This is a genomic window from Methylobacterium sp. J-088 (genome assembly GCF_022829295.1).
GTDB lineage: Bacteria > Pseudomonadota > Alphaproteobacteria > Rhizobiales > Beijerinckiaceae > Methylobacterium.
Map to the genome: position 1 here is coordinate 1 of NZ_JAKSYH010000234.1, position 15047 is coordinate 15047.

15 protein-coding genes and 1 pseudogene are annotated in these 15047 nt (G+C 62.3%); 2 read left to right on the forward strand and 14 right to left on the reverse strand.

The window, feature by feature from the left end:
- Positions 1 to 433: 433 nt before the first annotated feature.
- Positions 434 to 622, forward strand: coding sequence for a hypothetical protein (locus tag MKK63_RS25585; RefSeq protein ID WP_244006642.1), 189 nt, complete (start codon positions 434 to 436; stop codon positions 620 to 622).
- A gap of 309 nt (positions 623 to 931) precedes the next feature.
- On the opposite strand, the gene MKK63_RS25590 is transcribed toward MKK63_RS25585, so the two are convergent.
- The 10 genes from MKK63_RS25590 to MKK63_RS25635 all read right to left on the reverse strand — a co-directional run bounded on the left by MKK63_RS25590 (position 932) and on the right by MKK63_RS25635 (position 10339).
- Positions 932 to 1390 carry a MucR family transcriptional regulator gene (locus MKK63_RS25590; RefSeq protein ID WP_091721950.1) on the reverse strand — a complete coding sequence of 153 codons (459 nt, stop codon included), beginning with the start codon at positions 1388 to 1390 and terminating at the stop codon, positions 932 to 934.
- A 353-nt stretch (positions 1391 to 1743) separates the two neighbouring features.
- Complete coding sequence (locus MKK63_RS25595) at positions 1744 to 2886, reverse strand: EAL domain-containing protein (RefSeq protein ID WP_244006644.1); 1143 nt, start codon at positions 2884 to 2886, stop codon at positions 1744 to 1746.
- 133 nt (positions 2887 to 3019) lie between these two features.
- Positions 3020 to 4468 (reverse strand): sensor domain-containing diguanylate cyclase, encoded by a 1449-nt coding sequence (locus MKK63_RS32065; RefSeq protein ID WP_244006646.1) that lies wholly within the window; start codon positions 4466 to 4468, stop codon positions 3020 to 3022.
- Between the two features lie 174 nt (positions 4469 to 4642).
- A complete protein-coding gene (locus MKK63_RS25605; protein WP_244006648.1) occupies positions 4643 to 5773 on the reverse strand; it encodes an HD-GYP domain-containing protein in 1131 nt (376 codons plus the stop codon).
- 9 nt (positions 5774 to 5782) lie between these two features.
- Complete coding sequence (locus MKK63_RS25610; RefSeq protein ID WP_244006649.1) at positions 5783 to 6268, reverse strand: PilZ domain-containing protein; 486 nt, start codon at positions 6266 to 6268, stop codon at positions 5783 to 5785.
- 204 nt (positions 6269 to 6472) lie between these two features.
- Positions 6473 to 6832: a hypothetical protein gene (locus tag MKK63_RS25615; protein WP_244006650.1), complete on the reverse strand. Its 360-nt coding sequence runs from the start codon at positions 6830 to 6832 to the stop codon at positions 6473 to 6475.
- Positions 6829 to 7125 carry a hypothetical protein gene (locus MKK63_RS25620; protein ID WP_244006651.1) on the reverse strand — a complete coding sequence of 99 codons (297 nt, stop codon included), beginning with the start codon at positions 7123 to 7125 and terminating at the stop codon, positions 6829 to 6831. Before MKK63_RS25620 ends, MKK63_RS25615 begins: the two co-directional genes overlap by 4 nt.
- Positions 7126 to 7169: 44 nt before the next feature.
- Positions 7170 to 8285: an HD domain-containing phosphohydrolase gene (locus MKK63_RS25625; RefSeq protein ID WP_244006652.1), complete on the reverse strand. Its 1116-nt coding sequence runs from the start codon at positions 8283 to 8285 to the stop codon at positions 7170 to 7172.
- 55 nt (positions 8286 to 8340) lie between these two features.
- Complete coding sequence (locus MKK63_RS25630; RefSeq protein ID WP_244006654.1) at positions 8341 to 8478, reverse strand: hypothetical protein; 138 nt, start codon at positions 8476 to 8478, stop codon at positions 8341 to 8343.
- A gap of 169 nt (positions 8479 to 8647) precedes the next feature.
- On the reverse strand, positions 8648 to 10339 hold the full coding sequence (locus tag MKK63_RS25635; RefSeq protein ID WP_244006656.1) for a methyl-accepting chemotaxis protein: 1692 nt from the start codon (positions 10337 to 10339) through the stop codon (positions 8648 to 8650).
- 376 nt (positions 10340 to 10715) lie between these two features.
- Between MKK63_RS25635 and MKK63_RS25640 the strand changes: the two are divergent.
- Positions 10716 to 10966, forward strand: a pseudogene (locus MKK63_RS25640) (response regulator); the annotation flags it as partial.
- A gap of 481 nt (positions 10967 to 11447) precedes the next feature.
- Here MKK63_RS25640 and MKK63_RS25645 read toward each other — a convergent pair.
- The 4 genes from MKK63_RS25645 to MKK63_RS25660 all read right to left on the reverse strand — a co-directional run bounded on the left by MKK63_RS25645 (position 11448) and on the right by MKK63_RS25660 (position 14802).
- Positions 11448 to 11978: a cytochrome b gene (locus tag MKK63_RS25645; protein ID WP_244006658.1), complete on the reverse strand. Its 531-nt coding sequence runs from the start codon at positions 11976 to 11978 to the stop codon at positions 11448 to 11450.
- A 723-nt stretch (positions 11979 to 12701) separates the two neighbouring features.
- Entirely contained in the window at positions 12702 to 13292 is a 591-nt protein-coding gene (locus tag MKK63_RS25650) for a PAS domain-containing protein (RefSeq protein WP_243922547.1), read from the reverse strand.
- Positions 13293 to 14105: 813 nt separating this feature from the next.
- Positions 14106 to 14498 (reverse strand): PIN domain-containing protein, encoded by a 393-nt coding sequence (locus tag MKK63_RS25655; RefSeq protein WP_243922549.1) that lies wholly within the window; start codon positions 14496 to 14498, stop codon positions 14106 to 14108.
- Positions 14488 to 14802, reverse strand: a complete 315-nt coding sequence (locus MKK63_RS25660; protein ID WP_244006661.1) for an AbrB/MazE/SpoVT family DNA-binding domain-containing protein — start codon at positions 14800 to 14802, stop codon at positions 14488 to 14490. The genes MKK63_RS25655 and MKK63_RS25660 overlap by 11 nt, the downstream gene beginning before the upstream one ends.
- Positions 14803 to 15047: the final 245 nt, after the last annotated feature.

Sequence of the window (15047 nt, forward strand, 5' to 3'; positions counted from 1 at the left end):
AAACGATGGAACTGGTCGGGCGTGTATTGCGCTCCTCGACGGTCGGCGATCATCACGTCGAGATAGCCGCGTCGCATCATCTCCGTGGCCTTAGCCAAGGCATGGATGACGGTATCACAACCGATCAGCGCCATGCCCCGATTTGCTACGCCAGTGACGGTGAAGGCCATCTAACCTCTTTTTGGATGTTAAAGAACAATTCCGCCAACTCTGTGTGGTGAAAATATCGGAGCCATCGAGATCGGCCGAAGAAATTTCAGCAGCCATAGGCTATGCCGAGAGATATTTTGTAGAAACTACATTTGACAGCTTCCACGCGCTTCGTCGTGTTCGTCATACCGCTTGGACGCCGACCGTCACCGCATGGCTCGCTATGAGCCAGCTTGATGGCATCAAGGTTGTTTGATCCTTCCTCTGTGGCTACAGCCACGCTATGCCCGAAAAGCTGAACGACCTCCTTGAACGCCTCAAGACGCAGCAACGCATGCTCATCCTCGCGATCGCCGAGCATAGCGGTCTGCCGGCCGGGAGCATGCTGCGCCAGGTCGCCGAGTTGGAGAACGTGATCGCGGCTGTTGAGGCGGTGGCGGCCGAGGAAGCGGACCGAGCGAGGCGGGCTTGATATCTGCCTAGACCGATACCTCGGCAGTGTCACAGCAAGCGACTGCAGCGTGCAGCAAAGGGCGGTATTCGACGGCTACGGTACGGTCGCGACTACGGTAGGAGCAGAGGGGATCACATCACACGAACTGAGAGTGCAGGTAGGGTTATCGCGACTGCACCGGCGAGGCCGCACCTGGGCGTTGCGAGACGGTATCCCGGCGCTGCTCTGCCGGCGCGCGGCCGGAGCCGATCGCTGAGGGTATGGTGGCGCGGGGTGGTTAATGGATCTCGTACAACGGCTTGGAGTCGCCGACATCCAGCTACGAGATCAAGCCGCCCGACGGTTCTTCTTCGGTGCGTCCTCAGCCATTGCACCTGGCTGACCCAGCCCAATCGCCTTCGCGAGCGCCGAGCGCTGGGCAGCATAGCTCGGGGCAACCATCGGGTAATCGGGCGACAGACCGTACTGGAGCCGGTAGCGCTCCGGCGTCAGCCCGTGCGCGGTGAGGTGGCGTTTCAGGGTCTTATAGGACCGTCCGTCGAGGAAGCTGACGATCCCATCGTCTCGGATCGATTTGTGGATTTGGGCTGTGCTCGGCTTCTCGATATCGAACTCGGACACCGGCACTGAGCCGCCCGGCTTCAGCGTATCGAGGGCCGCGTGGATGCTTTTAATCAGCTTCGGAAGCTCGACTGCGGGGACTGAATTCTTCGTGACGTAGGCAGAGACAATTTCGCCGGTAAGCTCGGCCAAATTCAAGCCTGGATTGTGAAAATCTTCGGTCATCAAGGCATCCTTTCGGATAGTTTATGCCCCCCGTAAAAATGATTTTCCATACGAGACGTCACAAGTAAATGCGGCTTCCAACCGCATAGATTGGTGAAATTGTCGCATCTGGTGGGATTAATACTTTTTTGGAGACGGGAAGCATGATCGGGGGCCAAATGGCTCGCGGTGGCATGACGTCAGCCCGAATTGGGCGCACAGGGCATGGCACAAGCCCTGATCGAAAAGGCAGCAAGAGAAGGCTGCCCGAGCGTCCCTGTCAGCCGCTGATACGATGTAACGGGAGAGTACGGGGGTCAGGGGTCAGCTGCTGATCGGGAATGGCGTTGCCTAAACCGTTGTGACGCTCTGGTTTATGCGGCGACGGCGTCGCAGCGAAAACGTTGCGAGGGATCCGCCAGTGCCCGTTCCATCTCCTGCCGAAACCCCTCGGCTCCATCGTGCCAGCCGGCCGGATCAGTCTCGTACAGTGCCATGACCTCATGAAAGCGCTTGTGCGCGCACCCGAACGCGGTGTCGTGCAGGCCGTGCCTGTCGAAGAACACTCCGATGCTGCAGGCATGCGGATCCTTCGATGCTTCCTTCCAAGCCACCGGTAGAGGCTGACCCATCAGGGTCCGACACGCCTCCACCACGCGCAGGTGGCCTGCATAGGCACCCAGCATCGACGTCGGCGTTCGGTCCATCTCCATACCCACCGTCGGCCATGCCGCTATCCATGGTGCGACAGCCTCGCCAGGCATCGGCCGTGCGATCCCGTAGCCTTGCCCGAGATCGACCCCGAGCACGCGCAAGGCGTCGCGGATCTCGACCGTCTCCACGCCCTCGACGATCAGTCGCTTGCCGATGCTGTGAGCTAGGCTCTGCAGGCTGAGCACGAAGTGCAGGTCCCGGGGCTTCTGTCGGAGCCCGCGCGCAAACGACTGGTCGAGCTTCATGATGTCGACGGGCAGGTCACGCAGATTGATTAGGGACGAGTAGGCGCTGCCGATATCGTCGAGTGCGATGCGGATGCCGAGCGCACGGATGGCCTGCAGGCGCTCCGACATTCGAGCATAATCCGGGGTTGCGTGGCCCTCCAACAGCTCCAGCACCACTGCGCCGTGCGGACTGAAGGCGTGCTGATCGAGTACGTCGCGCAGAAGATCGACGAACCCATCCGCGAGCACCAGCGGCACCTCGACGTTGACGCTGACGTAGGGACCTGGACCATCACCCACCAAACTCTGCCGCAGCGAGACCGCTTGCCCGAGCATCGTGCGAAACAGTTCGGCGAGGGCGTCCTGTGGCAGGCTGGACAGGAAGTCCGCCGGCGGAAGGAGCTGGTCGCCGCGCATGAGTCGGGCGAGCGCCTCGTAGCCGACGATCTCGCCTGTGCGCAGATCCTCGATGGGTTGGAAGGCGGCTCTTATGTCGAGGCTTAATTGATGCAGCACGGATGTGCTGCGGGAAGCAGCCGCGCGTGGCCTGCGAGCCCGAGCGTGGTGCACGGTCATAGTGATCCTATCGGGTCTGGATCGGGAGGTGCTTAGCCACGACGTAGGGTTGCAACCTGATCCATATTACATTGCGCAACCGTTAACGACTGCGACAGCCCTGAGCCGAAGGGTCCGCAATGTATTTGGGCGCTCAAATCACAAGGCGCAGATCTGTCTCGTTCGGTTCGGCAGCACGAACCTGGTTCCGACCCGCGCCTTTGCCCACGTACAGCGCCCCATCTGCCTCCGCGACGAGTGCAGCGGCGTTGGGCGCTAAGACCTCAGGAACGCTGGCTACGCCACAACTCACCGTGAGAACTGTATGCGGTCCAGATGCGTGGGGCATCCCCCAACCCATTACCGCCGCTCGGATCCGCTCGGCCACGACGATCGCACCCGCGGTGTCGACCTCAGGCAGGACCACCGCAAACTCTTCGCCGCCGATGCGACAAGCCGTGTCGCTCGCGCGGTTGGCCGCTGCTCGGATCGAGCCAGCGATCAGTCGGAGCGCTTCGTCGCCGCGCTGATGACCATAGGTGTCGTTGAAGCCCTTGAAGCAATCCGCATCGATCAAAATCAATGCCACCGGCCGCTGGCCCCGCACTGCACGGTCCCATTCCTGCGCGAGCGCCTCATCGAAGCGCCGCCGGTTGCCGAGGCCGGTTAGGGCATCGGTGGTCGCCTGTGCTGCGAGGCTGGCGTTGGCTGCGACCAGCTTCGCCTCGGTCTGCTCACGGTGACATAGCTCTCGGCGCAACAGCCAAGTGAGGCCAGCGGTGACGCCGCAGAGGCTGAGCAGCACGAGGCCCAGGCTCAGCGCCTGCCGTTGCCATTCGGCATAGACGGCGGACGGTGAAACCGCGATGCTGAGGGTGAGCGGTTCCAGCCCAAGGCGCGCGAAGGTGAACCGGCGTTCGTCCTCACCCAGCATCGCCGGACCGACGAAGCTGCCTTCGCGCATCGCGATCATGCGGCGGTAGCTCGTGGCATCGGCCACGCTGGCGCCGATCACGCTCTGCTCAAACGGCTCGCGCATCAAGACGACGCCCTGAGGTCCGAAGAGCGTGACGGTCCCAGCATGCTCGGCACCGACTGAGGCGAACAGGCTGCGCAGGTAGTCGATCTTGATGCCGCCGACCACGACACCAGCAAACGAACCGTCGGAGTTCGACAAGCGGCGGGAGAGCATGATCATCTGCTGACCACTCACCCGCGAGACAGCGGGCGGGCTGATGTGCAGATCATCGTCATCTGGATGGGCGGTGAAGTGATGAAAATATTCGGTATCAGACCGGTCCAGCCCCTTCGGTACCGATGGGCTTGATCCGGAGACGATGGTGCCGCTCGCGTCGAGAAGCAACTGGAAGGCGAAGCCAGGCGCGGATGCAGCACGGTCGAACAGGATCATCCGGCGAAGCTCGGGTGTAGCTTCCAAGACACCGGGACGTCCGATATTTTCTACAACGGCCTGTAGTGACAGATCATAGAGTTCGATGTTGCGCGCGATATCGCGGCCAAGCACCTGTACGAGGCTGTTTGCTGCTAACTGGCTGCGGCGCTCCGCATCTGTACGCATCTGCAAGAGCAGAAGGGCGGCCACGCAGATCAAGCCGGTGACGGTTAGGAAGTTGGCAAGGGCCAGCCATCGGGCCAGGGATGGCCTGGACCATGAGCCATCGATGTGCCCTCGGGGGCTAGCTACAACGTGCGCCACCTCAAGCCTGCGCGGTTTGAACATCCCGGCGCAGTCAGCCGCAAATCAATTACGAAGCCCTTAGCGCGATGTAGACACTTCTTGGTCTTGGCAAGGAGGTACCTGCTGAGGGCGTGGGATAAGTGTTTGACTGTGCGCCATCTTCCGTGGAGACGGATCGAATAACGCGGCTATGGGCCGGAACGCGCGCACGAGATCGTCGTCTAGGCGACCGGTCATCCCATTGAGAATGGCGTAGGCTTTTTCACCGGCCATCGGCGCTCGGTAGGGCCGACGCTCGATCAGAGCGCCGTAGACGTCGCAGACTGTCACCAAGCGGACGAGGTCGGGGATCTCCCAACCGGTGAGCCCATCCGGGTATCCGGTACCGTCGAGCATTTCGTGGTGCGAGCGCACGACCGTCAGCATCACCGCCTCGAACCCCTGGCCCACGAGCATGGCGTGGCCACGCACGGGGTGCGTGCGCATCACCGCCATCTCCGCCTCGGTGAGCTTGCCCGGTTTGTTCAGGATCTGCGTCGGGACATGGATCTTCCCGACATCGTGCAGCAGGGCGGCTTTCGTCAGACGATGGCGGTCCGCCGCCCGCAGCCCGAGAACGCCCGAGAACGCAGCCGCCAGGGCTGCCACGAGCAGGCAGTGTTGGTGCGTGGCATCGTCGAACTGCTGGACGGCTCGGACCCAATCGTAGATGCCGCTCTCGCCGACGGCACGCGCCACGAGATCAGTGCCGGTGTCGGCTATAGCGGGCGTGATCGGCGCGCCGGACAAGAGAACCTGCTTCAGGAAATGCCGAGCCTCGGTTGCTTGTTTCCACACGCTGGCCGGGGTCGGCTGGATCTGCACGTGCATGCGCCCGAGGGCGTCGAGTAGTTGCTGCGTGCCGGCCGTGCTGCTGAGCGTGGCGCTCGCACCCAAGATCTGGGCCTGCGCCTCGGCGCGAGCGACGTTGCCGTGCACGAGGAACAGGTACGGGATCTCTCCGCCGCGCATCGCCGCCAAGACGCGGCGTAGGCGAATGAGGGCGTCGGACGTGAGCGCTTCGATGTCGCTGACGATCAGATCGAATTGCGGGGGCGGCAGCTTGTCCTCGTAGAGTTCGTGCACGTGGCAGGGGCCTCGCGCATCCAGATTGCGTGCGAGGCGTTGGCCGCGCTGAACATCATCAGTGATCAGCAGAAGTGCGCCCATTGTCGTTCCTTAGAGGATGACGCGTTCGTTGAAGGTGAGCGGGCCGAACGGCAGTCGGAACGCCACGCCGACACCCTCAGGGGTATGACGGACTACCGTCGCATAGCGCTTGCCCACCGTTACGATCGTACCGACTTGTGGTCGCTCATCTAGGAGTAGAGCGGCTCCAGTCATGGACAGGTCTGCAACAACCGCTTCGGTCACACGGGCACCCAGCAGATGGACTTGAACCTTGCGGTGGACCGGGACGATGCGGGCGGCCTTGCGCTGGTCATCCCGGTCGTCGGCGCTGCGCAGCCACGCCAGCCGCGCCTCGATCCGGGACCGGCGTTCGGGATTGGCCATAATCTGAAGTACGAAGCGGTCGACCTGCTGGTACTGCACGATGCCGTCGATCATGCCGATGTCGTCGAGATAACAGGTGACGCGCTCACCTATTTCGGGCAGCGCTCCCTCCGTGGCGGGATGCAACTCGATGAAGTTGGTAGCCGACACGTCGGCGAGACATTGAACGTCTCGACTGCCCAGCCAACAATACCTGCCCTTAGTTGCAACGCTACCTTGTTCCCGCACGGAAGTTTCTCCCGCCTTCGCGCTCAACTAAAAATAGCAAAATATTGGTTTATAAACCGACTATACCTCAGAAATCGTCCTGCCACTTTATTAAAACGTCAAGGATTTGTCTTTGAAGCGTCAGATTCAGGCAGGAGAAGCGGGTTCAAACGACCGGACGAGCTTGCTGGCGTTCAGCCTTCCGCTCGCGGCCTGCTGGATGAATAGGTCGATATGAGCCAGCCCGTTACGTGCCTCGACACACAGTTTCGCGTTGATGGCGTCGATCCGAGCATCGCCGCTCGGCGCCCGTGTCTCCAAATCGGCGTTGATCGCGAGTAGCTCGGCCCGCTGACGCCGCAGTTTCATAAGGATCGCGTCGAGCTGTGCCGATGGGAGGGTCGGCGCACGCCCTTCGGCCAACAACTCCGCAGCAGCTGCGTCGAAGCTGGCGAGGGTGGATGTCTCGTAGCGTTTGAGCCGCAGGGGAATGATCGTTCCCATCATGATCCCTGGGCCTTGGAACCTTCATTCTTGGATCGGTACTGTCGCAGCCCCTGTTTCAGCGTCCGCTTTAGCATCGCAGCCGCGTCCATCGCCCAGCCGAGCTGCTGGTGGGGTACCATCTGGCGATCAAAAGCAGCGTCGATCCGGGCGCAGCTGACCTCGTATGGTTCCGGCCCCACCTCGACCGCGGCGCGGAGTAGATCCTCAAGCGCACCGTCGAGGCTGGTCCGAACGACGGCCTCGTCTCTCACGTTGTGCACGACCTCATCCGTGATCAGCAGAAGCTCGCCCATGGCTGTTTCAGATCCGAGCGCGTCTTGAATGGAACGATGACGGGTTATTCGACTTCCTCGGCCACCTCACGGCGCAACTCCGGTACGCGCGCCCACGGTTCGGTGGTCCGAGCCATCGCTTCGAGGCGCGTCCCGACCGCCGTCTCACGGACCGCTAAGACCACGTCCCAGGCTGACGCGAAGGCTTCGACACAGGCAGGATCGAAATGGCGACCACTGTCAGCCTGGATACAGCTCAGCGCCTCGTCGAACGCCATCGCCGCCTTGTACGGCCGCACCGTCGTCAGGGCGTCGAACACGTCCGCCACCGCCACGATCCGAGCCGAGAGTGGGATTGCCTCACCGCTAAGGCCGTGTGGGTAGCCGCTGCCATCCCACTTCTCGTGATGTGCCTCCGCAATTTCAGCGGCCAGGCAGATCAGCTCCGAACCGCTGCCGGCGAGGATCCGCTGTCCGACTACAGAATGCGTGCGGATCACCGAGAACTCTGCCTCGTCGAGGCGACCCTTCTTCAGCAGGATCCCGTCGGGGACGGCGACTTTGCCGACGTCGTGCAGCGGCGCGGCGAGGTACAGACGCTGGCAGTAATCCTCCGACAACCCCATCGCCTCGGCGATGATCTGGCTGTAGCGGGCCACGCGCCAGGTGTGGTCGCCGGTGTCGTTGTCCCGGTACTCGACCGCCAGGGCAAGGCGGAAGATGATCTCGGCCTCCCGCTCGCGCAGCCGTCGTGTCGCCTGCTCGATCTCGCCGGCCAGTGCCGCCGCCTGCTCGTCGAGGTGCCGCACCGCCTTCGCCAGTCGGACGAGGTTGCGCACCCGCACGTTCAGCTCGATCTCTTTCGCTCGCTTGTCGAGGAAGTCGGTGGCGCCCGCCTCTAGCGCGCTGAGCCTGACCGTGTCGCACACGTCGCTGGTGATCATGGCAACCGGCACCTGCGCATAGTGCGGTATGGCGCGGATCTCGCGGATGAAAGCGATCCCGTCCAGCTCAGGCATATGCTGGTCGACCAGAACGAGGTCGAAGGCGCAAGTCTGAGCCTCGACCAACGCCGCGAGCGGATCGCTGCAGGCGGTGACGAGGATGCCGTGTTCGGTCTCCAGCAGCCGTCGAAGGCGCAGCAACATCGCCTTGCTGTCGTCGACGAGAAGGACGTCCATGAGAGCACTCCGTCAGGCTGGTGAGATATTGACGCGGCCGGACCGGACGACGTGTTCAGGAAGGATAGGCTTCTGCGAAGCTGCCGAGCCGCGAGAAGGTGTCGGCTAGGCGGTGCAAGCTGCTGCGCAGCGTCTTGATCTCCGGCGCTGAGCTGCCGGACGCGACAGCCACACGGTCGATCTCCTGCTCCAAGTCCCGGCTCAGCTGCCGCGGCGAGCCTCCGAGCGCTCGGATCTGAGGCCACCGCGGCCCGAGATCCGCGTTGTTGGCTGCAAGGACCTGTTCGAGGACTATCGTGAGCCTCTCGGCGCCTGCTTGGTCAAAGCTCCGCGACAGCAGGTGAACCTCGGCCATGATGACCTCAGGCCGCGCGCACGGTGGCGAGGAAGCGCCCGACCTCGGCTGCGAGGTGCTCGGACTGGCGCGACAGCTCCGAGGCCGCGTCGAGAACCTGACTAGCAGCTGCGCCAGTCTCCTCGGCAGCGCCGGCCACGCCGGCGATGTTGCTGGTCACCTCGCCGGTGCCCATCGCGGCCTGACTGACGTTGCGCACGATCTCCTGAGTGGCCGCCCCCTGCTCCTCGACGCCGGCGGCGATCAAGGTCGCCACGCCGCTGATCTCACGGATCCGCCCGGTGATGCCCGCGATCGCCGCGACCGCTTGGCCAGTCGAAGCCTGGACCTGAGCGATCTGTCCGGAAATCTCGTGTGTGGCCTTGGCGGTTTGCTCGGCCAGGGCCTTCACCTCGGAGGCGACGACCGCGAACCCCTTGCCGGCAGCCCCGGCCCGGGCCGCCTCGATCGTCGCGTTCAGGGCCAGTAGGTTGGTCTGCGAGGCGATGTTCGAGATCAGCCCGACCACGTCACCGATGCGGGAGACGGCACCGCTCAGCTCCTGCACCAGAACGCCGGCCTGATCGGCCTCGCTCACCGCCAGATGCGCGAGGCTCGCCGATCCATCCACCTGCCGGCCGATCTCCTGCACGGAGGAGCCGAGTTGCTCGGCGGCGGCTGCCACGGTGTTGACGTTGCTGGCGGCTTCCTCGGCCGCGGCGGCCACAGCGCCGGACTGGGCGGAGGTCTCCCCCGCCATCGCCGACATCGAGCCGGCCGTGGCCTGCAGCTCGGTCGCGGCCGCCGAGACCAAGCCGATGATGCCGCCGACCGCCTGCTCGAAGCCGTCCGCCATCTGGCGCATGCCGGCCTTGCGCTGCTCCTCGGCGGCCAGACGGGCTTGGGTGGTCTCCGCCTCCAGCGCCCGGGTGCGGATCAGGTTGTCCTTGAACACCTGCACGGCGGCGGCCATCGCGCCGATCTCGTCCCGGCGCTGACGATACGGTACCGCCGCTCCCGCATCGCCACCGGCGAGCACACCCATCGCCTGCGTCATGGTCTGGATCGGACGGGATACGCGCAGCAGACCGAAGGCGGCGGCGGCGCACGCGGCAGTGAGGGCCAGAGCGACGGCGATGTAGGCCGCCAGTGCGGCGGTGTCGGCTTCGGACGCGGCCGCATCGGCATCCCGGCGGGCCCCTCCCTGGTTCAGGGCGACGTCACGCGCGAGATCGGCCCGAGCTTCGTCGTAGAGGTTCGCGGTCTCGGGGGCGGTCATCTGTTTGAGAGCAGCCGGCTGTTGCCCGGACTCCATCAGGCGACGCATCTCGGCGTCGGCCTGCTCGAAGCGTCTCCATGCGGATGCGAACGCCTCGTAGAGCGCACGCTCGTCCGTCGAGGCGATCAGCGGCTCGTAGGCTTTGCGCGCTTGTGCAAGCTTGTCGTGGGTCGCGGCGAGTTTGGCCTCGTTCTCGGCCAGGTGAGCCGGCGTATCCGACAGGGTGAGCAGGCGCAGCTGCTTGATCCGAACCTCAGACGCAGTTGCCCGGATCTCGTTCACGGCGACGACCGATGGCAGCCAGTTCGATGCGACCTCGGTGACGGAGTGGCGGATCCCCGCGAGCTTGAAGATCGAGAGTGCGCCCTGCCCGGCCGCGATGAGCGCTAGCAGGCCGAAGGCGCCAAAGAGCGCGACCTTGAGTGACAGGTGCAGGCGCATCGTTCCGCTTCTCGTTGGGAATTTAAACAGCCCTCGTCCGGCAAAGTCAGGCCGAACCGCATATGTTTATTGGTTTGATTCGTTAATTGATCATTTATATCAACGTAAATAGAGCCGATTTAACTTCGCTGAGGTCATTTTAGCCACCAAATCACGTCAAAAGACTGTTTTTATGCGACGGATTTTAGGCCATACCTCCTAATTGCGCCCTTACTACAGAAGTTGGCTTCGATCTCCCGTGATCGATAATTCCATCATTTGATGGATTAGCGTCGTATCGCTCAGTCTGGATCACGTGGTTAGCAGCGGCGCTACGCTCTTCCATGCCTGTAGGGCCGCAACCCTCCGGTCATGACGTGGAGGCACAGGGTGGTGCGCCGACCGCTTCGACGTCGTGTTCTCGGACGTGATAATGCCCGGTCTGAGCGGCATCGAGCTGGGACAGGAGATCCGCCGTCTCCACTTCGATCTGCCCGTGGTCTTGACCTCGGGCTACAGTCATGTCTGGCGCAGAACGGCACCTATGGGTTCGAACTCCTGCACAAGCCGTATTCGGTCGAGCAGCTCTCGCAGGTCCTGCGCAAGGCGGCATCATGGCAGCGGCGCAAGCGTCTGATAGGTCGGTAGTTGGAAGAAAGGCTTCGAGTGTTCGCTTCGAAGGCATTCCGGACGTTCATCGCACGACGGTCGAACTTCCGCTTCCCACCCAACGCAGCCCGTCAAGCTGGTACGTTTTGGGTATATGCCAAAACGAACCGACAGAGCCGGTCTTTATCCACATACGTCCAGGAAATCATGGCACCGAGCTGGACCCGTCGCCGTCTGAAATGGTCGCGATACTTGAGTGTTGGGGTGGCTAATAGCGGGGCGGCGAAAGGTCAGCTCCCCACGCAGTCCATTCTCTGAACGCTGTGCCGGCACGTAGCAAATCCGAGCGGCCACGGCGGTTTTAGGTCTTTACCCCAGTCCGGGGCACGGAAACATCCGTGATGCCGGATGAACCTATCTTCCGGCTTCGGTGGTTGTGTTCGAGTGATCCACCGAGCTGAGAAGCATTGGATGGGGCGCGACGATGCGTGCGCCACGTCAGGATGTTTTCAGGCGCAGCTCAGGTTATGCGCGTCAGCGCATCCTTTTTCTGTACTCGGTGGACGAAGGCTGTGGCGGCGTGAACGAGCACGACTGCCAGGAGGATAAAGCCCAACCAATCGTGGCCGAGGTTGGCCGGAGCCATCATCCACGAGATCCTACCCACGTGCCCCGGCATGACTGGGATGCCGAAGGGAGAGAACGACCTGCCAGACCCGTATTGGCGCAACAGGGCAATGCCCGGTACGGCAACCATCAGGGCGTAGATCAAGGCATGCCCCGCCACCACGGCGCGGCCTAGGCGCCCCGGATGCGGCGGTCGCCGTCCGAGGTTGGCCAACCCCCAAGCCCCACGCAGCAGGGCGAGGATGAAGAGGGCGAAGCCCAGGGAGTAATGGCTCCTGTCTAAGAAACGCGTGATCGTCGTGTCGCCGATGCCGACGTAGAGAAGCGCCCCCGCGAACTGCCACGCAAAGAGCGCTGCCATGAGCCAGTGGAACGCGCGGCTGATGCGGCCGTACCGGTGGGGCGTATCGAGCCAGCCAGCCATCAGTCGTCCCCCGTTTTACCGCCCGATGCCGTAAGGCCATCGTGGGGACTGCTTCGATCCCGTTGATGGGATCGGGTTCATGGTCCGCTTTGTACCCACTGACCCTACCAACCTCAGGCCGACGACGTGTTGGTTTGTGCTTCGTTGGAAACGTCGCCTCCGCCCGGGGGCGAGTCGAGAGTGTGGGCGGACACAAATCAGTCAACGCGTGCTATCAAGCGGGCGGAAGCTGCTAATTTTTCGTGGATGTGTGGTCCCGGCGACAGGCGATGGCGCGGCGATTGTTTGACTCTTCGCCGATTATTGCTGAACGCGATTGAAGCAAACCACGACTTGTCTATCAAATTTTACGACACCGACCCCACGACCTCGACGAGCTTGCCGACCGCCAGCGTCGTCATAAACCACGTGAAGTCGATGAGCGACGCGGTGCTGCCCGATTGGATAGGTGCATGGGCACTGTTTACAACCGAAAATTGTACCGTATTATGGGCAACGCTGCAGGGCGACGATAATCTTAAGAGACCGCCCGGAGGATCAAGTTTGTGTTCCGCGTCAACGTCCTAAGGTCCAGCATTTGATCGTTGGGGGCATGACATGGTGGTGGTACTCGATCCCTTGACCGGCAAACTCATCCAGATCCGTGTTCCGCCTCGACCGCCGTCCAAACCAAATACGTAACGAACAAGACGTCTCTTGTATTGATACTGGCGCGATAGCTGTTTAATTATACCGCAGTCGCGATCCATCACCACGTGCCAGCGCTTGACCGACCTTGAACAAGGCGGCTTTGACGTCTTTCAAGCCCGACGTCGCATCGTGCTGCTCCATCAGCGAGTGCACGATGATGAGGTGATCCGCGATGATATCGAGGGGTGACACGGCCTGCGTAGCCACGTGTATCGGCGGTGGGATGAACCTCTCGATCCCACCATACGCTGCAATCTCAGATGTTTCAGTCGGTGCAAACTCGGTCATGGACCCGAGATAACCGAGGAACGAGCGCCCCGGCGGTCCAAACGAGGGAACACCCCCGGCCGCAAGCCACCGCACTGATCCATCCGCGCACCGAACGCGAAACCGGACACAGAACTCGGCCTGTGCCTTGGCCGCTTCTGAGAAGATGGCTCTGACAGTATCCTGGTCGTTTTCTAGGACTGGTGTGGTCCAGCCATCCCGGTATGCCGCCTCGCGTGTCTGTCCGGCATAGGCGATCCATTCCAGGCAGATGTATGTAATTTCGCCCTGAGCGTCGGTCGTGAAGATCACCCGCCCCTCCCGCATCAGTCCGAGGGTGCCGACGATCTGATACAACCTTTGAACGCACAAGTCGTTCGCGCTACAACCAGTCGAGATGGTATCTCCGGCCATCGCACGCGCCCGACGATCCGTGGAGGGCATCATGCTGAACGAGAAAGACGCTCGTCATGACAGTCTGAGGCGAATTGCAGATACGCTCCGTATCACCATCGACGATTTTTGTAAAACTAAAGAAAATTGTCGATGCCACGAGCAGACTGATCGAATGTTGATTTTGTGGAAGCAAATATCGATGGACAGTTTACGTGAGGATGCACTGGACGCGATCAGTTCTATAATCGCGAAGAACATAGTATAATGTCTCCGCAACGGTCTATATGGCGATCACGCTTGGTTCGCGAAGCCTTGCGTCAATCGCCCACGCTGCGCCTGATACGGGGGGAGGGCACCGCCCTATCGTAAAAGTACCTGCAAGCGGACCTTCTCAAGGCCTGCTTCGGGTCGTGAGCAACTGCGAAGGTCGGTCTGCTAAAGGTGGATCCAAAGCGGACTGATCAGGCCGGTTCCTGGTCGCATGCCGTTCCTACACCGGCTCCAGTCTAGTCTACTAAATGCCGGTTGGCCGTCCAAACCAGACCGTCAGCACGTGAACCATGCAAACCAGACTGCCGGCGGGTCTCAGGCCGATCCGTCACGTCAGACCCGTAGCTCTGCGTCACCGGCATGAGACGTAGCTGTCGGCAATTCGACCGTTTTTCCGACAGCCCGGCGGGGTGGGGCGAAAATTAGCCAGACAGCTCTTCTGCTGTCAGTAAAACGCGTCGGTAAATCTACTGTCGGGCAAACGTCATATTGGGTTGGCAGACCTCAACGGATGAGCTGGACCTCGATGCCGGCAGCGTCAGCGATCACCTGCCAGGCAGCGTCCGCAGTGACCGCGACCGCATCAGAGCGGGTGGCTAACGCCAGACACAGCCGATCTCCGATCCCAAGCCCTCTCGAGCGTGTCAGCGGCTCTAGCAGAGCAGCACGGATACAAAGATCGTCGTCGACCGGGGTGAGCGGGAACACGAGACCGTACCGTAAGCCCCGCACAGCAGCTTCATCCGCTCCGTTGCGGACTAGCCATCCGGCGACCTCGCCGAAACTCACCGTCGTCATCGTGGCGGTGCCGGTGAAGGCGTCGAGCACCTGCTCCCAGCCGGGTTCCCGGCGCAGGTAGGCGAGCAGCGCCGAGGCATCGAGGACGCTACGCGCCACGATCGAGCTCCGTCGTCGATGGGGCGCCCTGATCGTCTGTGTCGGAGAATGTACCCGCCTCCCTAGCTGCCTCCGCACGTCGTGCCGTGAGGAAGGCACTCACCGATGCGCCATCGTCGGACAGGAAGGAGGAAGCCTGGGTCTGCAGCTCGGCCATGGCGGAGGCGACAGAGCGCACCCGCAGCTCGCCGTCGACCAGGGTCAGCACGACTGGCCCACCAGACTCCAGACTGAGGGCTTTGCGCGCCTGGGCTGGAATGATCAGCCGACCTCCGGCATCGATCTTGGACACCATCGCATTCATGACATCATGATCCCATCGGCGTAAGTGGGCACGCTCAACCAGGGGCGAACGATTGCTCATCGCCCTCCTATCGACCAGACGGCCGGCCGGCTAGCAGCCTCCAGCTGTGTAGGGCGGTGACAAAACCATCCACTGGAGCGTCGGCGGGGTGCTGATGCGGCCGGGGTAAAAGCCGGCCAGTGGAGAGGCTTCTCTTTCGGGAGGGGCCCAGGATGTTTGCCGTGGAAGTCTACGCGGCCGTTCGG